Here is a 23,038-nt window from a genome sequence, read left to right as displayed (position 1 = left end):
TCGTTGAGTGGGACTCACAAAACCTGCACTCGGCAGGCTTTGTGTTTTCCGCTATTGCACTAGGAAGCGAGATTACAGCCTTCCCGGATGGGCATTAACTTTCACGATTTGTTCTGTGAGGGTGTTGTAGTCACAGGAGTACATGTGATTCTGAAACGCGCCAAAACCATTCTGGAACTGGATTTTGTCGCCGAAGTAAGTAATCACGCCACGGTCTCTATCCGCCCACTTATAGCGGGTGAACTTTGGCTCCAGCACCCCGTCGGTCCACTTGAAATCATACTGCGCCATTTTCTCGATGGGGGTCTTACAGAAGACGGATGCGGCCACGAAATGCTTTTCACCCCAGCAGGTAACATCAAGCCGGCACTTCTCATCGCTTTTATCCTTCGCCTGTTTTTCTGCCTGCTCTTTGGCTTCGGATTCTTTCTTCGCATTTTCAGCAACGGCATTATCAGCCTGCTCTTTCGCCAGGGCTGCTTTTTTGGCGGCATCTTCTAGCAGCGCTTTTTGGGCATGGACACCTTCTTTTATCTTGTCCCACTCTTCCTTGGTGGTCGCTCCATTTTCCTTAGCCTCACGGTACTCTTGCGCAGAAACAAAGCCTTTCTCAGCAATGCTTTTTTCCAGTGTTTTCGAGGCCAATATCACGCCTGTGGTCGCCAAAACAAAAACGACGCTGACCACCGCCCAACCATTTATTACCTTTCCTGTTTTGGCCTGGACTTTCCCTCTGACAACAGGAAGGCAAATCACGCCAGAGATCAGAATCAGCAAAGCTGCGAACGCATTTCCGCCAAACGAAACGAGGCCAATAAAAATCAACAGTACGCCAAATATCCACCCCAGAAACAGCGAAACGGTGCGCATTTACAACTCCCTTCTCTAAGTAATGGCTTAATGCCGGCGCGCCATGTTCAGTTCCAAGCCTTGAAGAAGCAAGTTTTTAGTTGCTGTTTATGCAGGGATAAGTCGATTCAATAAAACGACGTGTTGCACCGTCTCTTGCATCTGCTCTGGGCGAACTCAATCGCTCAACTCATGCACCAGAAAATCCAGGAACGCCCGTGTCTTCAATGGCACACGTCGGGCGGACGGATACACCGCATTGATTGAGATCGGCGGGGCCTGCCAGTCGCACATCACGGGGATCAGTCGTCCTTGCTCCACGGCTTTTTCGACAATGAAGGTCGGAAGCAGGGCAATGCCCATGCCGGCTTCTGCCGCTTGTGCCAACAGGTCGCCGTTGTTGGCATGCAGCGGGCCGGTGACATGGACTTTCTGGGTTTCCTTGCCATTGCTCAGTTGCAGGCTGACGCCGCTTTGCAGGTAGCCATAGTTCAGGCATTGATGCGCCGCCAGATCGCGGGGGACTTGCGGGGTTCCTTCACGAGCCAGATAAGCGGGTGAAGCCACCAGCATGCGGGGCGCCGGGGCGAGATGGCGGGCGACCATGGAAGAGTCCGCGAGGCTGGCGATGCGGATGGTCACATCGAAGCCGCCCTTGACCGGGTCAACCTGCTGGTCGCTGAACACCAGTTGCAACTCCACCTTGGGATGTTGCTCATGGAATTTGGGAATCAATGGGCCCAGCCGGCACAGCCCGAATGACATGGGCGCGTTGACCCGCAGTACACCCTGCACTTCCCCCAGCCCACTGCGCGCCCGCTGCTCGGCTTCATCCAGCGACGCCAGCACTTCACGACAGGCATCGTAGTACTCGGCCCCCGCCTCGGTCAGGTGCAGGCTGCGCGTCGTCCGCAACAGCAATTGCACGCCCAGGTTTTCTTCCAGAGCCTGGATCTGCTTGCTGACTTTCGAGCGAGGTACATCCAGCACACGAGCCGCTGCTGCAAAGCCATTGGCGTTCACTGTGGCAACGAATGTACGCATGCAGTCGATACGATCCATGAACGTCCCTTATTTGGAAACAATGAGTCTCGATTTTAGGGAATTGTCTCGATAACCGCTAGCCCGTAAATTTACTCCCAAGCCAGCAAGCAAACGCTAGACAGGCAAAGCGGCTAACTCATTAACGATTCGCACTAATCAACTTGAAAGGAAATCATCATGTCTAAACTCGAACTGCTGAACCCGACCAACTCTGCTCTGATCCTGATCGACCACCAGCCACAAATGGCTTTCGGCGTACAATCGATCGACCGCCAGACACTGAAGAACAACACCGTAGGCCTGGCCAAGGCCGCCAAGCTGTTCAACGTGCCAACCATCCTGACGTCGGTAGAAACCGAAAGCTTCAGCGGTTACATCTGGCCAGAGTTGCTGGGTGTGTTCCCCGATCAGCAGCCCATCGAGCGCACTTCGATGAACTCCTGGGAAGACAAGAAACTGGTGGAAGCGGTCAAGGCGACCGGTCGCAAGAAACTGATCATCGCGGCACTGTGGACCGAGGTCTGCCTGACCTTCCCGGCTCTGGAAGCCATGGCTGAAGGCTACGAGGTGTACATCGTCACCGATGCCTCGGGCGGCACGACCAAGGAAGCTCATGACATGTCGGTACAGCGCATGATTCAGGCTGGCGCGATTCCGGTGACCTGGCAACAAGTGCTGCTTGAGTACCAGCGTGACTGGGCACACAAGGAAACTTACGACGCCGTCATGGCGCTGGTTCTGGAGCACAGCGGTGCTTACGGCATGGGCGTCGACTATGCCTACACCATGGTTCACAAGGCACCGCAACGGACCGTTTCCTGATACTCGATTGCAACCCTGCCGGCGCGTCTTGATGACCCGCCGGCATTTGCCGTTTTTGCCATGGCAGTCTGTCGCATGGCCTCAATAAGCCATGAAGCCTTTGAGTAAATATGTCACGATCAATCCCAGCCGAAACGGCACACTAAAGATCATCAGGCTCGACCACATCGTTGCCTTGGAGTACAGCATTTTGAACAGCAAATTGACGGCTGCAGAACTGGCCGTAATCAGTGAAATAGAAGCGACATCCAGCCTTTTGAAGCTGGTGACGCGGCTGACCGGTTTAAGATTTGCTGCCATCGCCAAAGTGACGGAAACCAACTGGACCGCCTGCGCGGTCTGCGATGAAATCCAGTTCGGTGTCGAGCCCGGTCACGAGCTTGAGATTGAAACCACCATCTGCAATGAAATACGCGCCAGCCGCCATACCGTATTGATCGACGAGGTGGCTACAGACCCTCTGTATGCCAACCATCCCGTGCCGAAGCTTTACGGTTTCCAGAGTTATTTCTCCATGCCGATCATTTTTCCGAATGGCGTGTTCTTCGGCACGTTATGCGGGCTTGATCCATTGCCGGCCAAGCTTGGCAATCCAGAGACTGTCGATACCTTGAAGGTTTTCTGCACGTTGCTGGGCAGCACGCTGTATGCGCATGAACAGTTGCTGGAAAGCCAGAGCGAGATGAGTTGTTAATCCGCTGCTTTCGTTTTGCGCTTATGCGGTCGCGGCTCTCGGGGCGATAAACCTGCCCTTCAACTGATGAGAAAATCCATGGAGTGGACTTCACGCAAGAGCAACTGCCCTTTCATTCAGGAATTACTGGACGCATGGCTGAAGGCAGTCAAACGCTATGTCGACATGCTCGATAACGATAACTGCTGGTGGCATAACGAGCGCGCCAATGTCAGTACGCTGGCCGGTGCGGCCTGGTCGCTCGGTTGGGTGGCGCTTGAAGAATATCCTACGCGCAAACATCGCCCTGCGAACTCGGACATAGATAAACCCGAAACAGATGGACGCGGGCGTTGCGATCTTTACATCAGCAACAAGCACGAGGATTTTGCATTCGAGGCCAAACATGCCTGGCAATTGGTCGGCGGGCCGGATGTAGTGAAGGCGGCAATGGTATTGGCGAGAAGGGATGCGCTGGCACTCAAGGGAGAAGCCAGCCGTCATTTCGCGGCGACCTTTATCGTGCCGTTCTTGCCGAAAGCACAGGTTCAAGGTATGACGGGCGATGATTTGCTGGGACAACTCAAGCAATGGCTGCACAGTCAGAATGAGTTCAACGGCGATAAGCAGCAAAATATCTCCTATGCCTGCACCTTTTCAGGAACAGGCAAGGAGTCATGGAGTAATGACATCAACCACTTCCCCGGAGTGGTACTGGTCCTGGAGGAGGTTCACGTCGCTACGCAGGACAAGAATCAGCCTTTCAAGGACTGAAGACCAGCACCCGATTTCGTCGACGAACGGTAAGGCTCACGCCGACGGCCTTCCTCCTGGTGCAGGCCACGGCCCGCAAGTCCTGGAGGGCTTCTGGAGGTAAAAATATTTTTTTGCCGGAAAACCTTCTTGCCGTGCGATCAAAACAACATCTGCGGTTGTCTGATAAAGTGCCACGCATAGTGGCAAATAGTCACTACCTGTGGATTCTTGAGTTCTATGAGCACCGGCGCCCCTATTCCGCTGAACGAAACGCAACGTTTGCTACGTATTACCGAACTGTGCGTGCTCGAAAACACGGTGGATGATGTCTTTGAAGAAATCGTGGCGATGACCGCCGAGTTCTTTCAGGCTCCCATCGTGTTGATTTCCATCGTCGACGAACATCGACAGTGGTTCCGCGCCCGGTTTGGCCTGCAAGCTCAGGAAACGCCACGGGACGTCTCGTTCTGCGCCTACGCGATTCTCAGCGATGGCTCGCTGGAGGTTGTCGACGCAACACTTGATGATCGTTTCAAGGATAACGGCCTCGTCACGGGGGAACCGGGCATTCGCTACTACGCGGGCTCGCCTCTGATTACCGAGGACGGTATCGCGCTGGGCACACTCTGCGTCATCGACACGGTTCCCCGTGCGCCCATGAGCGAGCGCGAGGCGCGGATGCTCAAGCGTCTGGCCGCGCTGGTCATGAAGCGTATCGTCGACTTGCGCTTGAGTTGCTTCGTCGACCAGACCACCGGGCTCTACAACCGTCTGCGCCTTGAAGAAGACATTCTTCTGGCGCTGAAAACCGGTAAAGAGATGCGCCTGGTGGCCGTCGACATGATTACCCCCGAATTCCTCAACGATATCGTCAAGGCGCTGGGCTACAGCTTTGCTCAGGATCTTGTCGTGGCGATGAGAAATCGTCTGCAAGCCATGCTGCCGTCAAGCTGCCCTCTGTATAAGATCAGCCCGACACGCTTCGGCTTTCAATTACCTGGCGACATGCCGGATGAGTCGATCTATCGCGCCATCATCGAAGACCTTCAATCTCCCGTGATATGCCACGGCATTCCGGTGCAGATGCAGGTCGGCCTGGGCATTGTGCCTCTGGATAGCCAGGCTACGGAGCAGGACTGGGTGCGCCTGGTCATCAGCGCCGCTGACGATGCTCGCGCCCGCCGTACGGGCTGGGCCTTGTACGAGCCTCACATGGATGCGACTCAGCAGCGGTCATTCCAGTTGCTCGGCTCACTGACCAGCGCCGTGCATGCTCACGATCAACTGAGGCTGGTTTATCAGCCTCGCATCGATCTGGCTTCGGGCACCTGTACATCCGTCGAGGCGTTACTGCGCTGGGTCCATCCGACGCTGGGGCCAATCGGCCCTGCCGAATTCATTCCACTGGCAGAAAAGACCGCCCTCATGCGGCCCTTGAGCCTTTGGGTATTGCAGACAGCCATTGAGCAGGCCGCAAGCTGGCAGCAAAAAGGTTTCGATATCCGGGTCGCCATCAACGTGACGCCCGACGACCTGACAGGGCCGGTGTTCACTGATCGGGTGATCTGGCTGCTGAAAAAACATGACATCTCACCTGCGCACTTCGAGCTTGAATTCACCGAAAGCGCATTGATGCAGAACCCGACAGAGGTCCGCAGCCAGCTTGAACGCTTGCGCGAACTGGGTATGCACATTGCGATCGATGACTTCGGCACGGGTTACAGCAACTGGAACTACCTGCGACAGTTGCCCGCGACCACCGTCAAACTGGACCAGTCACTGGTGCGCAACCTGACGGTTGAAGAAGCGGACCAGCGCCTGGTCAAGGCCTTGATCGGGCTGGCCAAGAAACTGGGGTATTGCGTAGTGGCCGAAGGCATCGAAACCGATGCCATCCGCAAGCTGGTCAGGCAGTGGGGTTGTGATGAAGGGCAAGGCTATCTGATTGCCCGGCCCATGGAGGCCGATACCTTGTTGAGTTGGCTGCAACCCAATCAAACCATGCTAAACGCAACAGAAACGACACCCGAAGCGCAAAACCTGTAAAACGGTTATAACCTTAGATTACATATTCATAACCGCTCAGAACATAAATCGTTATGCTGCCCGCCAGTTTTTACCTGACAACAGGTCTTACAGGGTCATATATGGATGTCGGCGGTCTGGGTTTCGTAGTAGCAGGGCTGGTGGTTGGTTTTATCGTGGGTATGACGGGTGTTGGGGGCGGCTCATTGATGACCCCTATCCTGCTCTGGTTTGGTATCAATCCGGCGACCGCCGTGGGTACCGATCTGCTTTACGCCGCAATCACCAAGTCCGGTGGCGTACTGGTCCATAAAAAGAACGACAACATCGACTGGAAGATTACAGGCTGGTTGACGCTGGGCAGCGTGCCAGCGGTGTTGCTGACCCTGTGGTTTCTGAGCACGCTGGACTCAGCCCCCGATGCGCTGAACGCCATCATCAAGCAGGCACTGGGCATCGTCCTTCTATTGACGGCGCTGGCGGTGCTGTTCAAGAAAAAACTGCTGGCCTTTGCTCACCGTCGCGGCGACGGGCTTTCGTTCTTCAATGGCTCAAGCCTGAACGCTCTGACGGTAGTGACGGGCCTGATCCTGGGCACCATGGTGGCCCTGACCTCCATCGGCGCTGGCGCACTGGGTACGGTGGCTCTGTTCATTCTTTACCCACTGCTGGCCACCCGGCGCCTGGTCGGTACGGAAATAGCCCATGCCGTGCCGCTCACGCTGGTCGCAGGCCTTGGGCATGCAAGCATGGGCAATATGAACTGGGAATTGCTGGGCTGGCTGCTGATGGGCTCGTTGCCCGGCATTTATCTGGGCAGCCACATGGCCGGGCGTATATCCGATGAGCTGCTACGGCCCTTTCTGGCCATCATGCTGGGGATGATCGGCTTCAAGCTGGCGTTCTGATCGAAGCCAGAACCCGGCTGACGGCTTCTGGCACGGAGAGTTCAGAGGTATCGAGAATGACTGCGGCACTTTCGGGTGCTTCGTAAACACTATCGATGCCCGTCATATTCGGAATCAGGCCACGCCGGGCCTTTTCATACAGCCCCTTGGGGTCTCGCTCTTCGCACACCTGGATGGGTGTGCTCATGTAAATCTCTGTGAAGTCACTCTCACCGATCACATGGCGGGCCACTTCTCGCTCCCGGCGAAAGGGCGAGATAAATGCCGTGATCACGATGACGCCAGCATCCATCATCAAGCGTGCCACTTCCGCAACGCGGCGTATGTTTTCCACCCGGTCTGCGTCGCTGAATCCCAGATCCTTGCTCAACCCTTGGCGAACATTGTCGCCATCAAGCACATAAGTGCGCTTGCCTTCGGCATGCAGCGCCTGCTCCAGCGCATTGGCAATCGTTGACTTGCCGGAGCCCGACAAGCCGGTAAACCAGATGACCTGCCCAGCGTGGCCATTGAGGCGCTCCCTGTCCGGGCGGGTGATGCTGAGTGCCTGGCGATGGATATTCTGCAAATGCGGCTGGCTTTGATCGGCCATTATCGGACCTTGTCCCTTTGGTTTTAATACTGCCCGTACAGAATCCGATTCTGGCGTGCGGGTCGCTGGATGTTATCAACAAACGAACGGCTCGTTGATCCCGATCAAGGGAGATGAAACACGCTCATCGGGATACGTAATTTGTTGTAGCCCAATCGGGATTTTGGGTGCAGGATTTCGTGCGTCAACTTTCCGTGCCGGTGACTCGGCATCTGCTCACCTTACAAAATGGAGATGCGTACCATGCTTATCCGAATTGAAGAAGGTAATTACGGGGCCAACTGGGTTGTGAAGCTGGACGATTACCCAGTGACCTGCCGGAGTTGGCAGGAAGCCAAAGAGTTCGCAGAGCGAATGAAATCCCGAATAGATGCGCCTCATCCCCTGCCACGCTCTGCCCGACGAGCGGCAACGGAACGAGCCACTGCAACCTGACACCCCATCACCCGCCCTCCGGTGCTTGACGGATAAACTCCGGGGGGCATGCTTTTACTGCATTGAGCCAGTTATTTTCCGGGTATTGAGCCCCTGAGACCCGTTCTCGATTTGCCAACATTCATTTCACATCCTCTTCACTTCTGGCTGTGTACATTCACATCACTCCTTTGATGAATCCCATTTGGCCCACCGCGTTGTGGGCCATTTTTTTGCCTGTCGAAAAGCGCACGACCTTTGAAAACCCTTATTGGCCCTGACTGGCAAATACTGTTTCCTGCGCGACAGCAGGCTTGCCGCTGACCGAGCCGTTCACGTTCAGTTGCGCCAGACGATCACTCCCGGTGCCGCTGACTATCGTGCTGCTCCATTGCGCTGCCACGGTCGCCATCCAGCCAAACAGAAACAAAGCAACAACCTGCAACGCCCACTTTGCAATTATCGACATGTGTTTTCTCCATAACGGGTTCGTGATGGCGAGGATATAAGCATCCCTGCATTGCAGAAGAATTGCAGAAAATCACGTTTTATCCACCCGCATCACGTACCCGACGAAGTGCTCCTGAAGTCTGGCATCAGTACTTGCTGGCCTCTTGAGCCGGGTTTGCGGGCTTTGAGATATGCCTTGGGCCTGTAAGCACCCACAACAGCACACCAATCACCGGCACAGCGACAATCACGATAATCCACAACAATTTGTTGCTGGATGTCGTTTCGCTTTTACGCACCCGCAGGACTGCCCATATATCGGCCAGCACAATGAGTGCGACCAGAGCCGTAAAAAACCACAAACCACTTTCAGATATCCAAGGCATTTGAAACCTCCCACCTGTTTGAGCTGAGGCCGCCGAGCAGGCGCCCTTGAATAGAAGAGGTCACGAGAAGCCGGAAAGTTCAGAGAAGTAGGAAAACTCAATGGGTTCATGGAACCGACGGTCCTGGTGGGTGAAACCATTCAGTCAGCCGCCATCAAACCCGATGGGAGCCCGCAGTAGACAGGGAGAGTTGCGGGCAGACACTGAGCCGAGGGATACGCCATGAACACGCCATTGATCGTCAAACTTTTCACCCAACCCAGAGACGCCTGGCGAAACATTCGGGATGAGGAGGAGCAGGAGCCACGGCACTACCTGCCCCATTTGATACTGCTGGCGCTGATACCGGTCATTTGCCTGTACATAGGCACCACTCAGGTCGGCTGGAGTCTGGCGGAAGGTGAAAACGTGAAACTCGGCACCAGGAGCGCATTGCAGCTGTGTGCCTTGCTGTATGTGGCATTTCTGCTCGGGACGATACTGATGGGAGGCTTTATCCGCTGGATGTCTCGCACCTTTGAAGCCCGAGCGACGCTCAATCAGTGCATTGGCTTCGCCACCTACACCGCCACACCCTTTTTCCTTGCGGGCCTTGCAGGGCTGTATCCAGGCCGCTGGCTGGCGCTTCTGGTGCTGGGGCTTGCTTCGGTATATTCGACCATGCTGCTGTTTATGGGCATAGCCACCTTCATGCGCCTGCCCGAAGGCAAGGCACCGCTCTATGCCGCAGCGATCTGGGCGATAGGGCTTCTGGTGCTGGTCACGATTCTGGTGTCGACGATCCTGCTTTGGTACAACGGCCTGACGCCGGAGTATGTGCGGAGTGCGCTGGGCGAAGTGGAGGATTGAGCAGCCTCCAAAGTGATTCATGCCTTGACTGATCGGCATGACTCCATAGGAGCTTGCAAGCAACGAGGCAGGTTTTCCTGAAATACCGCTATCGCGGCCAAGGCCCCTCCAGAGGGTCCTTGGCTGCAACAGGGCACAGCACCGATATCAGGTAATCGGTGCCGGGTTGAACAGCGTGATGTCGTTGTGCAGACGGTAATGCTCGGTCCAGGTCTTTTTCTTGCCGCTGGCCACATCCAGATAGAAGTGGAACAGCTCCCAACCCAGGTCTTCGATGGTCGCGCGACCGGTTGCAATGCGTCCGGCGTCGATATCGATCAGGTCGGGCCAGCGCTGGGCCAGTTCCGTACGGGTCGAAACCTTGACCACCGGGCTCATGGCCAGGCCATACGGCGTACCACGACCCGTCGTGAACACATGCAGGTTCATCCCGGCAGCCAGCTGCAAGGTACCGCACACGAAATCACTGGCTGGTGTAGCGCAGAAAATCAGCCCTTTGCTCTTGAACCGCTCGCCAGGGCCAAGCACGCCGTTGATGGCGCTGTTGCCGGATTTGACGATCGATCCCAGGGATTTCTCGACAATGTTCGACAACCCGCCCTTCTTGTTGCCCGGCGTGGTGTTGGCGCTGCGATCCGCTTCGCCCTTGGCCAGATAACGGTCGTACCAGTCCATCTCACGCACCAGTTCCTTCGCGACGGTCTCGTCTTGTGCGCGGGAAGTCAGCAGATAGATGGCATCGCGTACCTCAGTCACTTCGGAGAACATCACCGTCGCGCCTGCACGCAACAGCAGGTCCGAGGCGTAACCCAGCGCCGGGTTGGCCGTGATGCCGGAAAACGCATCACTGCCGCCGCACTGCATGCCGAGGATCAGCTCCGAAGCCGGTACGGTTTCGCGACGACGCTGGTCCAGTTTTTTCAAGCGGACTTCAGCCAGTTCCATGATCTGTTCGACCATTTCATTGAAGCCATGGCTGGAATCCTGAAGCCGGTACAGCCATGGCTCACTGAGATCCACGGAGCTGTCGTCTTCATGCATGACCTGCCCGGCCTGCAACTTCTCGCAGCCCAGGCTGATGACCAGCGCCTCGCCACCCAGGTTCGGGTTACGGGCCAGGTTACGAACGGTGCGGATCGGAATGTAAGCGTCAGTCGCCGTGATGGCCACGCCACAGCCGTAGCTATGGGTCAGGGCCACCACGTCATCGACGTTGGGATAACGAGGCAAGAGTTCCTCACGGATACGCTTGACCGCAAAGTCGAGGACACCCGTTACACACTGGACGGTGGTGGTGATGCCCAGGATGTTGCGTGTGCCCACGGTGCCGTCGGCGTTACGGTAGCCCTCGAACGTGTACCCCTCCAGCGGAGCCTCTTTTTCCGGCACCGCATCGGACATCGGCAGACTGTCCAGCGCAGGCGCAGAAGGCATGCGCAACTGGTCTTCCCTGACCCAACTGCCACGAGGGATAGGCTGCAATGCATAGCCAATGGTGTGGCCGTAACGAATCACGGTCTCCCCTTCGGCCAGATCCACAGTACTGACCTTGTGGCTCTGCGGTACGTTATCGACAGTCACCAGCCCATTGTCGAACTCGGTTCCGGCTGGAACGCCCTGGTCGTTGACCACTACCACCACGTTATCCAGCGGATGCAGCCGGATATACCGTGGAGAATCGGCATGTTGAATCAGGTTCATCACGGTTACCTCAAGGTTTGACTTGGGAAAGGTCGCTGACTTGGTCGTTCAGCAAAGGCCCCTTGGCTGGCGGCTCTTTCAATTCCACGCGCTTGATCTCACCCACGATGAAGATGTAGCTGATTACTGCCAACAGCGCATTCGCGCCGACGAACACCAGTGCCCACTTGAAGGAACCTGTAGAGCTGATGATGTAACCAATCACGATCGGGGTAGTGATCGAAGCAATATTACCGAAAGTGTTGAACAGGCCACCGCTCAAACCGGCGATCTGTTTAGGCGAGACATCGGACATGACAGCCCAGCCCAGCGCCCCCACACCCTTACCGAAGAACGCCAGCGCCATGAAGCCTACGACGACCCATTCAACATCGACATAGTTACAGGTGACGATGGACGTCGACAGCAGCAGGCCACAGATGATCGGTGCCTTGCGGGCGAAGGTCAGCGAGTGGCCTTTGCGCAGCAGGTAGTCGGAAATGACACCACCAAGCACGCCGCCGATGAAGCCGCAAATGGCCGGCAAGGACGCAATGAAACCCGCCTTGAGGATGGTCATGCCGCGTTCCTGAACCAGATACACCGGGAACCAGGTCAGGAAGAAGTAAGTGATACCGTTGATGCAGTACTGGCTCAGATAGATACCGAGCATCATGCGGTTGGTCAGCAACTGGCGAATGTAATCCCAGCGCGGTCCGCCGCCTTTCTTGTCCTTGCTCTTGTCCTGAGTATCCAGGTCGACCATGCCACCGTTGCTGGCGATATGCTCGATCTCGGCTTCATTGATCAGAGGGTGGTTACGCGGGCTATAGATGACTTTCATCCACAGCAGCGAGAACACGATGCCACCGGCACCCATGACGATGAACACATGCTCCCAGCCAAAGGTGTAGACGATCCAGCCCATGAGCGGAGCGAACAGTACCGTGGCGAAGTATTGCGCGGAGTTGAAGATCGCCGAGGCAGTGCCGCGTTCGGCAGTCGGGAACCAGGAGGCCACGATACGTGCGTTACCCGGAAAGGATGGCGCTTCAGCCAGGCCCACCAGGAAGCGCAGCATGAACAGCGCGACGATGGCAGTGGAGACACCGAACTCACCCACATAGCCTTGCAGCAGGGTGAACAGGGACCAGGTGAAAATGCTCAGGGCATAGACTTTCTTCGAGCCGAAACGGTCGAGTAGCCAGCCGCCAGGAATCTGACCGGCCACATAGGCCCAGCCGAATGCAGAGAAGATGTAGCCAAGGGTTACGGCACTGATGCCGAGGTCTTTCTGAATGCTTGAACCGGCAATCGCGATGGTGGCTCGGTCGGCATAGTTGATCGTGGTGACAAGGAACAGCATCAACAGGATCAAATAGCGGACGTGAGTCGGCTTGGACTTTTGCATGTTTTTGAACTCCCACTCATTATTTTTTTACGCGGGTAATACATTTTTTTGGGTCCAGCTCTGCAGGCCCCTTAAAAGTGTCAGCGGCGACGACAACTTTTACCTGCATGGTCTTGCGGTCTAACGACAAAACCGCTGATCACTCAGCGGCTTTGCCTGTAGCGGTGTTACTGCTTGCCTTGTTTATCCATCAGCGCAGCCAGCAGTTCGACTTCTTCGCCAGTCAGGTCAGTCAGCGGTGCGCGGACCGGACCTGCATCGTAGCCAGCGATTTTTGCGCCCGCCTTGACGATGCTCACGGCATAACCGGCTTTACGGTTACGGATATCCAGGTATGGCAGGAAGAAATCGTCGATGTACTTGCCGACAGCTGCGTGATCGTCACGAGCGATAGCGTGGTAGAAGTCCATCGCCAGTTTCGGCACGAAGTTGAATACGGCCGAGGAATAAACCGGCACGCCCAGCGCCTTGTAGGCAGCGGCATAGACTTCAGCGGTCGGCAGACCACCCAGGTACGAGAAGCGGTCGCCCAGACGACGGCGGATCGAAACCATCAGCTCGATATCACCCAGGCCATCCTTGTAGCCGATCAGGTTCGGGTTGCGCTCGGCCAGTTTTTCCAGCAACGGAGCGGTCAGGCGGCATACGTTGCGGTTGTAGACGACAACGCCGATCTTGACCGATTTGCAGACCGCTTCAACGTGAGCGGCAACGCCGTCCTGGCTGGCTTCAGTCAGGTAGTGCGGCAGCAGCAACAGACCTTTGGCACCCAGACGCTCGGCTTCTTGAGCGTATTCGATGGCTTGACGAGTCGGGCCACCGACACCGGCCAGGATTGGCACGCTGGTTTCGCAGGTGTCGACGGCAGTCTTGATGATTTCCGAGTATTCGCTGGCAGCCAGGGAGAAGAACTCACCAGTACCACCGGCGGCGAACAGCGCGCTTGCGCCGTAAGGAGCCAGCCACTCAAGGCGTTTGATATAGCCAGCGCGGTTGAAATCGCCCTGAGCATTGAAATCGGTAACCGGGAAAGACAGCAGACCGGAAGAGAGGATGGACTTCAGTTCTTGTGGATTCATTATTCGAACACCCTGTGGGACAAAATTATTAGAGGATCACCGGGGGGCAGATCCGATGTCGTAAGTCATCGTACAACTGAAAATAAAATGTCTCAACAGGGATTTGCAGGTTTTTCGGAACTAAAGCGATGAAAGGGCTTTCAGGCCTTTAAAGACGGGGCTGGGGGAGTTTTGGAGGGAAGTGATGCGTTATGTGATCACTGAACGCTACAAGCTACAAGCTACAAGCTACAAGCTACAAGCTTTTGACTTGAAGCTTAAAGCATGCAGCTTGCAACCTGCCTTTACGCCCTCTGCGACTCAGCCTCTTCATGCGCATGACGCAGACGTTCGCGGCTGTTGGTGAGGTGCAGGCGCATGGCGGCGCGGGCGGCGTCGGAGTCCTGGCGGGCGATGGCTTCGTAGATTTCTTCGTGTTCGCGGCTCAGGCGACTCATGTAATGCTGCTGATCATCATGGGCCAGGCGTGCCGAGTTCAGGCGTGTGCGCGGAATGATGCTAGTGCCCAGATGGGTCATGATGTCAGTGAAGTAACGGTTGCCGGTGGAAAGCGCGATCTGCAGGTGGAACTGGAAGTCCGAAGCCACGGCATCGCTGGCATGGGCTGCACTTTCGTTCAGGGCATCGAGGGCTGCACGCATGGCGGCCAGTTGCTCATCGCTGCGACGCTGCGCAGCCAGGCCGGCGGACTCGACTTCCAGGCTGATTCGCAACTCCAGCACCGCCAGCACATCACGCAGAGTGACGATGGTGGCCGGATCGATCCGGAAACCGCTGGGGCTCGGGATATCCAGTACAAAAGTGCCGATACCGTGCCGCGTCTCGACCAGGCCGGAAGCCTGCAAGCGGGAAATGGCCTCGCGAACCACAGTCCGACTCACGCCCTGCTCTTCCATGATGGCGGATTCGGTCGGTAATTTATCGCCGCGCTTGAGCTGCCCGCTGCTGATGCGCTCGGACAGCTCAGTCACCAGTTCCTGCGCAAGGCTGCGGTGCTTTCTGCGTGCGCGAGGCGCAGCGGTTTGCTTTTCCATATCCAACATCGATCTCGGCACTGTTAAACAAAGACCAATCATAGCTCAGCGGTTATACGATAACACCCTGAAAACTAATGGTCGGGGACAGACAGAATTTAGACAAGGTATTGCCGCGCCGGCTGCTCAAGCAACTTTCCCCCTTCAACCCGTAAATATCGTTCATGGAAACGCTTGAGACTGCTGCGGTGCCCGATGCTGAGAAGGGTCATGTCAGGCTGCTCATCGATAAGCGCCTGATACAACGTCGCTTCGTCCTCTTCGTCCATGGCCGACGTGGCTTCATCCAGATACAGCCACTTGGGCGCAAACAGCAGAGCACGGGCAAAGGCGACACGCTGTTGCTCGCCGGGCGACAACAGGCGCTGCCAATGATTGTTTTCATCCAGCCTTGCGACCAGATGCTCCAGACGGCAGGTGCGCAATACCTCGACAAATCGCTGGGACGGATACTGTTCGGGGACCTGTGGATAACTCAAGGCCTCACGCAACGAACCAATGGGCAGGTAAGGCTTTTGTGGCAGGAACATATAACGCTCGTCCGGCAAGCGGATTTGCCCCTGCCCGTGATGCCATAAACCGCCCAACGCCCGCAGCAATGTGCTTTTACCACTCCCCGAGCGGCCACTGAGCATGACCCGCTCGCCAGCAGCGATGGACAGGCTGGCATCGCGCAGCAGTTCGCGACCACCGGTCAGGCCCAACCCCAGGGCGCTCAGTTGCAAGACTTCACTGTCACGACTGAGCGCAATGGCCGGGCGATGCGCCTCATTGTCGTCCATGCCCTGACGGAAGCTGAGCAAGCGATCACAGGTAGCGCGCCACGAGGCCAGCGAAGCATAGGCCTCGATGAACCAACTGAAGTTTTCCTGCACGCTGCCAAAGGCCGAGTTGATCTGCATGAGGTCGCCCAGCTCGATCTTCCCGGCAAAATACCGGGGCGCGCCGACAATGAACGGGAAGATAAGCGCAATCTGCGAATAGCCGGCCGTGAAAAAGGTCAGGCCTTTCTGAACCTTCATGATCGAGCGAAAGTTGCTCCAGATCATCCCGAAGCGACTGCCCAGACGCTGTTTCTCATTGGGTTCGCCATCACACAGCGCAATGCTCTCGGCGTTCTCCCGTACGCGCACCAGGGCAAAACGCAGATCGGCCTCAAAACGCTCCTGTTGATTGCTCAGGACAATCAGCCGCCGCCCGATCAAGTGCGTCAACCAGCTACCGACCACGGCATACACCAGTGCAGCCCAGAACATGTAGCCGGGAATCGTGACGCCCAACACTTCGATGCTGCCCGATACGCCCCACAGAATGACTGAGAACGACACCAGACTGACCACCGTACTCAGCAGCCCGATACCCAGTGACAGGGTTCGGGTCGTGAACTGATCGAGGTCTTCGGACAGACGCTGGTCAGGGTTATCCGTATGACCGGCCTGCTCCAGCTGGTAGTAATTCTTGTGGCTGAGCCACTTGGCGAAATGCTGCTCGGTCAGCCAGCGGCGCCAGCGAATGGTGAGCATCTGCGTCAGGTAGAGACGATAGACCGCCCCCAGAATCGCCACGGCAGCGATGCCACAGAAATACAGAATCAGATGGGTGAAAGACGCCAGGTCTTTCTTTTCCAGCGCGTTGTAGAAATCCCGGTACCAGCTGTTGATCTGGACCGAAATTTCAACACTGAACAGCGACAGGGCAATAACCGCAGCCAGCAGCAACCAGGCCATGCCCTTTTCTTCGCTACGCCAGTACGGCGTGATCAGCTTCCAGACTCTGGGGAGGAACGTGCCACGCGGGGCGTCGTTGACTTCAGGGTTGCGATTCATGATTCAGGCCCGGCTTCTCTATCTGAAAGAAGAACAATGCCCGATCACAATGAAGCAAAAACGCCCTCTGACCTCATGAATAAAACTTCATCAACGGCGCACGGGGCGCTTCTGCAATTTGCGCTGCAAGGTGCGGCGATGCATGCCCAGCGCACGGGCCGTTGCCGAGATATTGCCTTCATGCTCGGTCAGCACACGCTGGATGTGCTCCCACTGCAGACGGTCCACCGACATGGGGTTTTCTGGAACCAGGGTGTCCAGGTTGGCATGTTCAGACAGCAGGGCCGCCAGCACGTCGTCGGCATCGGCCGGCTTGCACAGGTAATTGCAGGCGCCACGCTTGATCGCCTCGACCGCAGTCGCGATGCTCGAATAGCCGGTGAGAATCACCACGCGCATTTCCGGGTCCAGCTCCAGCAGCTTGGGCAGCAGCACCAAGCCCGAGTCGCCGTCCATTTTCAGATCAAGCGCGGCGTATTCAGGGATATCGTTCTGGGCAATCACCAGCCCTTCTTCGGCAGAACCTGCGGTGCTGACCCGGAATCCGCGGCGGCTCATGGCCCGCGCCATTACACGGGTAAAGGTTGCGTCGTCGTCGACCAACAGCAAATGCGGAAGCTCTTCGCCTTCAACCTGGATGTCATCATCACTCATGCTTCATCTCCTTGAGTGTCACGAGGCAAACGCAGCTCGGTGAGCGTGCCGCCCTCTTCATGACGGTAGAGTTTTACCGAGCCCCCGGCGCGGGTGACGCTGGCCTTGCTCAAAAACAGGCCCAGGCCAAAGCCTTTGCCCTTGGTGGTAAAGAATGGTTTGCCGATCTGCTCGGCAATGGCCAGCGGCACACCCGGGCCGTGGTCACGAATATTGATGCAGATTTCCGCGCTGTCCCAGTTCAGGTTGACTTCCAGCCCGTCGGGGCAGGCATCGGCGGCATTGTTCAAGAGGTTGAGCAGCGCCTGGGTCAGGTCAGGCGGCGGTGCCAGCACTGGCACGTTGTCCTTGCCCAGCTGGAAAAAACGATAACTGACTTCAGGACGCATCAAGTGCCAGCGGTTCAGCGACTCATCCATCCACTGAATCACCGTCTTGTATTCCACTGCCATACGCCGGTTGGCCTCGGCGGCACGCACCAGTTGCTGAAGCGTATGCTTGCATTGCTTGACCTGCTCCTGAAGGACCGACAGATCGTCCTGCAACTCAGGATTACTGTGATCCTGACGCATCTCCTTGAGCAACACGCTCATGGTCGCCAGAGGCGTACCCAGTTCATGGGCCGCGCCTGCGGCCTGAGTCGCGACTGCCAGCAATTGCTCGTCACGCAGGCCTTCCTCGCGGCGCACCGCGCGCAACTGTTCCTGACGACGCAGCTCTTCAGCCATCTTCGCCGCAAAGAACGTAATCACCGAGGCCGCCAGGGCAAAGCTGAGCCACATGCCATAGATCTGCATGTTTTCTCTGGAGATCGGGTAGGTTTCCAGCGGATAGGACCTGTACAGCAGGAGCGTATAGAGCGTCAGTGCGATGCCGGACAGGATCAGGGAATAGCGCCATGGCAAGGTCACGGCGGCAATGGTCAGCGGCACCAGGTAATAAGAGACGAACGGGTTGGTCGAGCCGCCGGAGAAATACAGCAGGGCGCTGTGGATAATCAGGTCCAGCGCCAGTTGCAGCGCATATTCCAGCTCAGTCACCGGCCACGATGTACGCAACCGAATGGCCGTCAGTACGCAAAGCGCCACCGAGCAGCCGAGAGTAATCGACAGCGGCAACCAGGGCAGCGGCAGCACATTGAACAGCCAGGCAATCCCGACCGAGCCTGCCTGCGCAGCCAGCACAAGGGTGCGAATGAAGGTCAGGCGCCACAGGTTCTGGCGCGAGGCTGAAAGCATTTGAACGGGGGCGAGCATGAGCTCTCCTGATGAGCGCTCCAGGCGGATCGAAGCGAGTATAACCAAGCGGGAGGCAAAACTGGAAAAGTGCGTCAAAGCGCCACAGAGGTGGACTGTCCGGAACCGGAACTGTTGGCTACAGTCATATGGATTTGCATCAGTCCGACAACCGCCGGATGACGCTTTTATAACAAGGAGTTACCCATGTTCAATCTTCGCCCTGTCGCCCTGGTCATCACATTGGGGATCACGATCCTGGCCTGTGCCCAGGCCATTGCCGAGGAACCCCGCTACAACCAGATTTCATTGCGCGCCGAGGTCAATCAAGAGGTCCAGCGCGACCTGATGCTCGTCACGCTCTACACCGAAGCCCAGAACAGCGACCCGGCCAAGCTCGCCGCGCAGATCACCGAAACCCTGAACAAGGCGCTGGGTCAGGCGCGTCAGGTCAAGGACGTGACAATCCGCCAGGGCAGCCGCAACAGTTACCCCATCTATGACGAGAAAGGCCAGTCGATCACCGGCTGGCGCGAGCGTGCCGAACTGCGCCTGGAAAGTGCCGACTTCGCCGCACTGTCCAGGCTGACGGGCGAATTGCTGACCGACCTGAAAATGGGCGGCATGGACTTCTCCATCTCGACACCAACCCGCAAGGCCAGTGAAGATGCCCTGCTCAAGGATGCCGTTACCGCATTCAAGGCCCGCGCCCAACTGGTCACCGAGGCGCTGGGTGGCACGGGCTACAAGCTGGTCAGCCTGAACCTCAATACTTCAGGTTATCCACAGCCGTACCTGCGAGCTCCGGTCATGATGATGAAAGCCGAACGCGCCGATGCAGCCCCGACACCAGATGTCGAAGCAGGCACCAGTCAGGTCAGTGTCGCGGCCGATGGCGTGATCGAAGTGCAGATTCCCTGACCTTTCTTCGCGAATGAATTAGCTCCCACTGAGCAAATTCATTCGCGAAACCCCGACACCCCTTGTCTACTTGCCCTACAACACTCAACGCCTCGCCTGATTCTTCCTCCCCGTACAACTCGTAAACTCACCTGTAACTTCAATAACCTTTCAATAAAGGAATCAAGGATGAATCCTGGCACCAGCACGTCCGGCAACTATCAGCAGACTGAAAACACTACCGGTGAGGTCTACGAACCTCTGCCCGTTGCTGCCCGTTTTGAAGCGGGTCAGGGCGAAAAGACCAGAGCCACTCACGGCTCGATAGAAGCAATCCTTGAAACGGCTGGCTTCACGAAGAATGAAATACGGGCCATTTACTTCGGCAACTGGCTGCGCGATTACTCGCAGTTGCTCGACCCGAAGATCGTCCGCGCCACCACCATGCCCAAAAGCTTCCCGGACCTGCTGTCCCGCGAGGCCCTGACCAGAATCGTGGATGTACTGGCCGTAAAGGAGTTCACCGATCTGATGCAGCTCGACCGGTCGAGCTTCACAGTGACGCCGCAAAGGCTCGGTGTTTACCGCCCCGGCGAACACATCGACAACCCCAGGGCCGTCAACCCGAAACCGGCCAACCCCAAAGAGCGTGACGCCGACTTCGAGGACTGGGTAAAACCCGACGACCCGGCCTTGCAGGTCGACTTCCAGACTTCAATGAAACGCTATATCCAGCGCTCTGTAGAGACCATGAGCAGCGAGCTGGATATGGCAACACAGGCAGGCCCGCAATCCTTCGATGGCCTGCGGGCGCTCGGTTCGGGTCTGCATATCCTCGAAGACTTTTTCTCCCACTCCAACTTCGTCGAGCTGAGCCTGATAAAGCTCGGCCACACGAGCGTGCTGCCATGGACCTCCGAAGCCGACTGCCGGCATCGGCTGCCTCTGGTAACCGGCATGTTTGGCGGCAGCGATATCATTGCCAGCCTTGCCGCACCGCTCGGCAAGATCCTGTTCTCGACAGAGAACAAACCGTTTGAAGCCATCAAGGCCGGTGAACGTTACGAACGCGACCAGATCATCCAGATCCTGCTCAGCGAACACCCGAACGACCAACTGTTGCAGAGTTATGAAACATTCCTGACCACCCGCGACCAATGGGCCAGCCTGCCTTTCTCGGAACAGGTCGAACGGTTCTATGCATTCATTGGCGCACCGGGAAGAATCGTCAGCAATGCAATCGGCACAGCCATACAAGGCCTGACTACCTGGCTTGGCAACAGCATCGACGACTTCCAGACGGTCCTGGGTGAAGACCCGAACACCAGCGGCTCTACGAACCCGTCGCACTCACAGCTCGCCAAGGACCATGCCGAGCACCCGCTGCATTCTCTGGCTGCGCTCCTGGCGGAAAAAGCGGTACTGCAAGTGGGCCAGACGATACTGGGTCAATGGTCCAACAAGGGCGTGGCAGAGCATCCTGCACAAGTGGCTGCGAAATTCTTCGTACACCCGATGGACAGCGACTGGCAGGACGCACTGGTTCGCGACTGGGCAAACAGGAACCCTGGGCTGGTAAAACATGCAACGCTCAAAAGCGATCTGGACCGCACCCAGGAGCAGTTGCGAATCAGCACAGAAAAAGCCCTGCTGACCTTCAACAGGGAAAGCTCCAGTTTCCTGCAAACCTTTTACGAGAGTAATTCGCTGTCAGACCTGTGGAATAAAATCACGGGCAAGTAAGAGCGTTGTCCGATTCCCGGCAAATACGGCACTATCCGCTGTCTATCTGCACGTTGATATTCAGAACGGTTATTGCCGCACTTTGCGAGGGGTTTCATGGGACATACGATCTTCAAACCGCTGCTGTTGACTACCGCGCTGCTGGCCTGCGCCCCGCTGGCACAGGCCGCCAGCACTCTGGTGTACTGCTCCGAAGCCAGCCCGGCCGGTTTCGACCCTAGCCAGTACACCAGCGGTACCGACTTTGACGCATCGGCCGAAACGGTTTTCAACCGGCTGACTCAGTTCAAGCGCGGTGGAACAGAAGTGGAGCCAGGGCTGGCGACTCGCTGGGAAGTCTCTGACGACGGCCTGACCTACACCTTTCACCTGCGCGAAGGCGTGAAGTTCCACACCACCGACTACTTCAAGCCAGGCCGGGCGTTCAATGCAGACGATGTGCTGTTCACCTTCAATCGTCTGCTTGATCCCAACCAGCCGTTTCGCAAAGCCTACCCCTCGGAATCGCCCTACTTCACCGACATGGGCCTGAACACGACCATCAAGAACATCGAAAAGGTCGATGCCCACACCGTCAGGTTCAATCTGAACAATATCGATGCCGCATTCGTGCAGAACCTGGCCATGAGTTTCGCCTCGATCCAGTCCGCCGAATATGCCGACAAGTTGCTCAAGGAAGGCAAGGCCGACGAACTGAACCAGAAGCCCATCGGTACTGGTCCCTTCGTGTTCAAGCGCTATCAGAAAGACTCGCAGATCCGTTATGTGGGCAACAAGGAGTACTGGAAGCCTGAAGATGTGAAGATCGATAACCTGATCTTCTCGATCAACAGCGATGCGGCCGTGCGCCTGCAAAAGCTCAAGGCGGGTGAATGTCAGGTCAGCGGCTACCCTCGCCCGCAAGACATCGAAGAATTCAAGAAGGACCCGAAGATCAAGGTTCTGAGCCAGCCTGGCTTCAACCTCGGCTTCCTGGCCTATAACGTCACCCATCCACCGCTGGATCAACTCAAGGTTCGTCAGGCGCTGGACATGGCCATCGATAAACCGGCCATCATCAAAGCCGTCTACCAGAGCGCCGGGCAACTGGCCGAGAACGCGCTGCCACCAGGTCAGTGGAGCTTCGATCCAGCCATCAAGGACGCACCTCACGATCCGGCCAAGGCCAGACAACTGCTCAAGGAAGCGGGGATCGCGCCGGGCACGCAAATCAATCTGTGGGCCATGACGGTGCAGCGCGCCTCCAACCCCAACGCGCGGATGTCGGCACAGATGATCCAGTCCGACTGGGAGAAGATCGGCATCAAGGCCAACATCGTTACCTATGAATGGGGCGAGTACATGAAGCGCTCCCGTGCAGGCGAGCACGATGTAATGATCTACGGCTGGACCGGCGACAACGGTGACCCGGACAACTGGCTCGGCGTGCTGTACAGCTGCGCAGCGGTCAAAGGCAGCAACTTTGCCAAATGGTGCGATCCGGCCTACGACAAGCTGGTGCAACAGGCCAAGGTGACCACCAATCGCGATGAGCGCATCAAGCTGTATCAACAGGCTCAACAAGTGCTCAAGACACAGGTACCGATCACGCCGATTGCCAACTCCAAGGTCTTCCAGCCCATGCGCCAGGAAGTTCAGGACTTCAAGATCAGCCCGTTCGGCCTGACGCCTTTCTATGGTGTCAGCCTGAGCAAGTAATACAGATCCG

Annotated in this window: 22 protein-coding genes; 10 read left to right on the top strand and 12 right to left on the bottom strand. The window is 56.8% G+C overall.

Translation table 11 applies throughout. The features are described from left to right. Positions 1–72 precede the first annotated feature (72 nt). Positions 73–870 (bottom strand): hypothetical protein, encoded by a 798-nt coding sequence (locus JL015_RS23455; protein WP_201020133.1) that lies wholly within the window; start codon positions 868–870, stop codon positions 73–75. A gap of 156 nt (positions 871–1,026) precedes the next feature. Then, entirely contained in the window at positions 1,027–1,911 is an 885-nt protein-coding gene (locus tag JL015_RS23450; RefSeq protein WP_201020132.1) for a LysR family transcriptional regulator, read from the bottom strand. Positions 1,912–2,070: 159 nt separating this feature from the next. On the opposite strand from JL015_RS23450, the gene JL015_RS23445 reads away from it, so the two are divergent. The 5 genes from JL015_RS23445 (at position 2,071) to JL015_RS23425 (ending at position 7,077) form a co-directional block, all read left to right on the top strand. After that, the gene (locus JL015_RS23445; protein WP_201005588.1) at positions 2,071–2,715 is read left to right on the top strand and encodes a hydrolase; all 645 of its coding nucleotides are present in this window, start codon (positions 2,071–2,073) and stop codon (positions 2,713–2,715) included. Positions 2,716–2,905: 190 nt separating this feature from the next. Beyond that, complete coding sequence (locus JL015_RS23440) at positions 2,906–3,409, top strand: GAF domain-containing protein (RefSeq protein WP_201005589.1); 504 nt, start codon at positions 2,906–2,908, stop codon at positions 3,407–3,409. A gap of 78 nt (positions 3,410–3,487) precedes the next feature. Then, positions 3,488–4,162, top strand: a complete 675-nt coding sequence (locus tag JL015_RS23435) for a hypothetical protein (protein ID WP_201020131.1) — start codon at positions 3,488–3,490, stop codon at positions 4,160–4,162. A 219-nt stretch (positions 4,163–4,381) separates the two neighbouring features. Next, the gene (locus tag JL015_RS23430) at positions 4,382–6,190 is read left to right on the top strand and encodes a putative bifunctional diguanylate cyclase/phosphodiesterase (RefSeq protein WP_201020130.1); all 1,809 of its coding nucleotides are present in this window, start codon (positions 4,382–4,384) and stop codon (positions 6,188–6,190) included. Between the two features lie 101 nt (positions 6,191–6,291). Further along, the gene (locus tag JL015_RS23425; protein WP_201020129.1) at positions 6,292–7,077 is read left to right on the top strand and encodes a sulfite exporter TauE/SafE family protein; all 786 of its coding nucleotides are present in this window, start codon (positions 6,292–6,294) and stop codon (positions 7,075–7,077) included. On the opposite strand, the gene cysC is transcribed toward JL015_RS23425, so the two are convergent. Then, positions 7,061–7,669, bottom strand: a complete 609-nt coding sequence (gene cysC / locus JL015_RS23420; protein ID WP_201020128.1) for an adenylyl-sulfate kinase — start codon at positions 7,667–7,669, stop codon at positions 7,061–7,063. The two genes, JL015_RS23425 and cysC, sit on opposite strands and share 17 nt — an antisense overlap. Before the next feature lie 243 nt (positions 7,670–7,912). Here cysC and JL015_RS27790 point away from each other — a divergent pair, with 243 nt between their 5' ends. Continuing rightward, positions 7,913–8,104 carry a hypothetical protein gene (locus tag JL015_RS27790; protein ID WP_236124259.1) on the top strand — a complete coding sequence of 64 codons (192 nt, stop codon included), beginning with the start codon at positions 7,913–7,915 and terminating at the stop codon, positions 8,102–8,104. A gap of 247 nt (positions 8,105–8,351) precedes the next feature. Here the strand turns inward: JL015_RS27790 and JL015_RS23415 are convergent, their stop codons facing one another. Further along, positions 8,352–8,552: a hypothetical protein gene (locus JL015_RS23415; RefSeq protein WP_201020191.1), complete on the bottom strand. Its 201-nt coding sequence runs from the start codon at positions 8,550–8,552 to the stop codon at positions 8,352–8,354. A gap of 127 nt (positions 8,553–8,679) precedes the next feature. Then, positions 8,680–8,919, bottom strand: coding sequence for a PLDc N-terminal domain-containing protein (locus tag JL015_RS23410; RefSeq protein ID WP_201020127.1), 240 nt, complete (start codon positions 8,917–8,919; stop codon positions 8,680–8,682). Between the two features lie 222 nt (positions 8,920–9,141). Here JL015_RS23410 and JL015_RS23405 point away from each other — a divergent pair, with 222 nt between their 5' ends. Then, complete coding sequence (locus JL015_RS23405; RefSeq protein WP_201020126.1) at positions 9,142–9,768, top strand: Yip1 family protein; 627 nt, start codon at positions 9,142–9,144, stop codon at positions 9,766–9,768. A gap of 147 nt (positions 9,769–9,915) precedes the next feature. Here the strand turns inward: JL015_RS23405 and garD are convergent, their stop codons facing one another. From garD to JL015_RS23370, 7 genes are all read right to left on the bottom strand, one after another. Beyond that, the gene (gene garD, locus JL015_RS23400) at positions 9,916–11,469 is read right to left on the bottom strand and encodes a galactarate dehydratase (RefSeq protein ID WP_201020125.1); all 1,554 of its coding nucleotides are present in this window, start codon (positions 11,467–11,469) and stop codon (positions 9,916–9,918) included. Positions 11,470–11,479: 10 nt separating this feature from the next. Further along, positions 11,480–12,859: an MFS transporter gene (locus tag JL015_RS23395; RefSeq protein WP_201005604.1), complete on the bottom strand. Its 1,380-nt coding sequence runs from the start codon at positions 12,857–12,859 to the stop codon at positions 11,480–11,482. A 167-nt stretch (positions 12,860–13,026) separates the two neighbouring features. After that, the gene (gene kdgD, locus JL015_RS23390) at positions 13,027–13,938 is read right to left on the bottom strand and encodes a 5-dehydro-4-deoxyglucarate dehydratase (RefSeq protein ID WP_201005605.1); all 912 of its coding nucleotides are present in this window, start codon (positions 13,936–13,938) and stop codon (positions 13,027–13,029) included. Between the two features lie 284 nt (positions 13,939–14,222). Then, positions 14,223–14,972, bottom strand: coding sequence for a FadR/GntR family transcriptional regulator (locus JL015_RS23385; protein ID WP_201005606.1), 750 nt, complete (start codon positions 14,970–14,972; stop codon positions 14,223–14,225). 98 nt (positions 14,973–15,070) lie between these two features. Beyond that, positions 15,071–16,798, bottom strand: a complete 1,728-nt coding sequence (locus JL015_RS23380) for an ABC transporter ATP-binding protein/permease (protein ID WP_201020124.1) — start codon at positions 16,796–16,798, stop codon at positions 15,071–15,073. A gap of 90 nt (positions 16,799–16,888) precedes the next feature. After that, positions 16,889–17,452, bottom strand: a complete 564-nt coding sequence (locus JL015_RS23375) for a response regulator transcription factor (RefSeq protein WP_025258431.1) — start codon at positions 17,450–17,452, stop codon at positions 16,889–16,891. After that, the gene (locus JL015_RS23370; RefSeq protein ID WP_201020123.1) at positions 17,449–18,708 is read right to left on the bottom strand and encodes an ATP-binding protein; all 1,260 of its coding nucleotides are present in this window, start codon (positions 18,706–18,708) and stop codon (positions 17,449–17,451) included. Before JL015_RS23370 ends, JL015_RS23375 begins: the two co-directional genes overlap by 4 nt. Positions 18,709–18,894: 186 nt before the next feature. Here JL015_RS23370 and JL015_RS23365 point away from each other — a divergent pair, with 186 nt between their 5' ends. The 3 genes from JL015_RS23365 to JL015_RS23355 all read left to right on the top strand — a co-directional run bounded on the left by JL015_RS23365 (position 18,895) and on the right by JL015_RS23355 (position 23,028). Next, on the top strand, positions 18,895–19,608 hold the full coding sequence (locus JL015_RS23365; protein WP_201020122.1) for an SIMPL domain-containing protein: 714 nt from the start codon (positions 18,895–18,897) through the stop codon (positions 19,606–19,608). Positions 19,609–19,776: 168 nt separating this feature from the next. Then, positions 19,777–21,330: an HET-C-related protein gene (locus tag JL015_RS23360; protein ID WP_201020121.1), complete on the top strand. Its 1,554-nt coding sequence runs from the start codon at positions 19,777–19,779 to the stop codon at positions 21,328–21,330. 96 nt (positions 21,331–21,426) lie between these two features. After that, positions 21,427–23,028 (top strand): ABC transporter substrate-binding protein, encoded by a 1,602-nt coding sequence (locus tag JL015_RS23355; RefSeq protein ID WP_201020120.1) that lies wholly within the window; start codon positions 21,427–21,429, stop codon positions 23,026–23,028. The last annotated feature ends 10 nt before the right edge of the window (positions 23,029–23,038 follow it).

The organism is Pseudomonas cichorii (assembly GCF_015471405.1).
GTDB lineage: Bacteria > Pseudomonadota > Gammaproteobacteria > Pseudomonadales > Pseudomonadaceae > Aquipseudomonas > Aquipseudomonas serbiensis.
This window is presented reverse-complemented; position numbering and strand designations above follow the sequence as displayed.

Excerpts from the sequence above, each read along its gene's own strand:
- JL015_RS23450 (WP_201020132.1), bottom strand. The coding sequence starts at position 1,911 with ATGGATCGTATCGACTGCATGCGTACATTCGTTGCCACAGTGAACGCC.
- JL015_RS23405 (WP_201020126.1), top strand. The coding sequence starts at position 9,142 with ATGAACACGCCATTGATCGTCAAACTTTTCACCCAACCCAGAGACGCC.
- JL015_RS23410 (WP_201020127.1), bottom strand. The coding sequence starts at position 8,919 with ATGCCTTGGATATCTGAAAGTGGTTTGTGGTTTTTTACGGCTCTGGTC.
- JL015_RS23425 (WP_201020129.1), top strand. The coding sequence starts at position 6,292 with ATGGATGTCGGCGGTCTGGGTTTCGTAGTAGCAGGGCTGGTGGTTGGT.
- JL015_RS23355 (WP_201020120.1), top strand. The coding sequence starts at position 21,427 with ATGGGACATACGATCTTCAAACCGCTGCTGTTGACTACCGCGCTGCTG.
- JL015_RS23380 (WP_201020124.1), bottom strand. The coding sequence starts at position 16,798 with ATGAATCGCAACCCTGAAGTCAACGACGCCCCGCGTGGCACGTTCCTC.
- JL015_RS23375 (WP_025258431.1), bottom strand. The coding sequence starts at position 17,452 with ATGAGTGATGATGACATCCAGGTTGAAGGCGAAGAGCTTCCGCATTTG.
- JL015_RS27790 (WP_236124259.1), top strand. The coding sequence starts at position 7,913 with ATGCTTATCCGAATTGAAGAAGGTAATTACGGGGCCAACTGGGTTGTG.
- JL015_RS23370 (WP_201020123.1), bottom strand. The coding sequence starts at position 18,708 with ATGCTCGCCCCCGTTCAAATGCTTTCAGCCTCGCGCCAGAACCTGTGG.
- JL015_RS23360 (WP_201020121.1), top strand. The coding sequence starts at position 19,777 with ATGAATCCTGGCACCAGCACGTCCGGCAACTATCAGCAGACTGAAAAC.
- JL015_RS23415 (WP_201020191.1), bottom strand. The coding sequence starts at position 8,552 with ATGTCGATAATTGCAAAGTGGGCGTTGCAGGTTGTTGCTTTGTTTCTG.
- JL015_RS23365 (WP_201020122.1), top strand. The coding sequence starts at position 18,895 with ATGTTCAATCTTCGCCCTGTCGCCCTGGTCATCACATTGGGGATCACG.
- garD (WP_201020125.1), bottom strand. The coding sequence starts at position 11,469 with ATGAACCTGATTCAACATGCCGATTCTCCACGGTATATCCGGCTGCAT.
- JL015_RS23435 (WP_201020131.1), top strand. The coding sequence starts at position 3,488 with ATGGAGTGGACTTCACGCAAGAGCAACTGCCCTTTCATTCAGGAATTA.
- JL015_RS23430 (WP_201020130.1), top strand. The coding sequence starts at position 4,382 with ATGAGCACCGGCGCCCCTATTCCGCTGAACGAAACGCAACGTTTGCTA.
- kdgD (WP_201005605.1), bottom strand. The coding sequence starts at position 13,938 with ATGAATCCACAAGAACTGAAGTCCATCCTCTCTTCCGGTCTGCTGTCT.
- cysC (WP_201020128.1), bottom strand. The coding sequence starts at position 7,669 with ATGGCCGATCAAAGCCAGCCGCATTTGCAGAATATCCATCGCCAGGCA.
- JL015_RS23395 (WP_201005604.1), bottom strand. The coding sequence starts at position 12,859 with ATGCAAAAGTCCAAGCCGACTCACGTCCGCTATTTGATCCTGTTGATG.
- JL015_RS23385 (WP_201005606.1), bottom strand. The coding sequence starts at position 14,972 with ATGGAAAAGCAAACCGCTGCGCCTCGCGCACGCAGAAAGCACCGCAGC.
- JL015_RS23445 (WP_201005588.1), top strand. The coding sequence starts at position 2,071 with ATGTCTAAACTCGAACTGCTGAACCCGACCAACTCTGCTCTGATCCTG.
- JL015_RS23455 (WP_201020133.1), bottom strand. The coding sequence starts at position 870 with ATGCGCACCGTTTCGCTGTTTCTGGGGTGGATATTTGGCGTACTGTTG.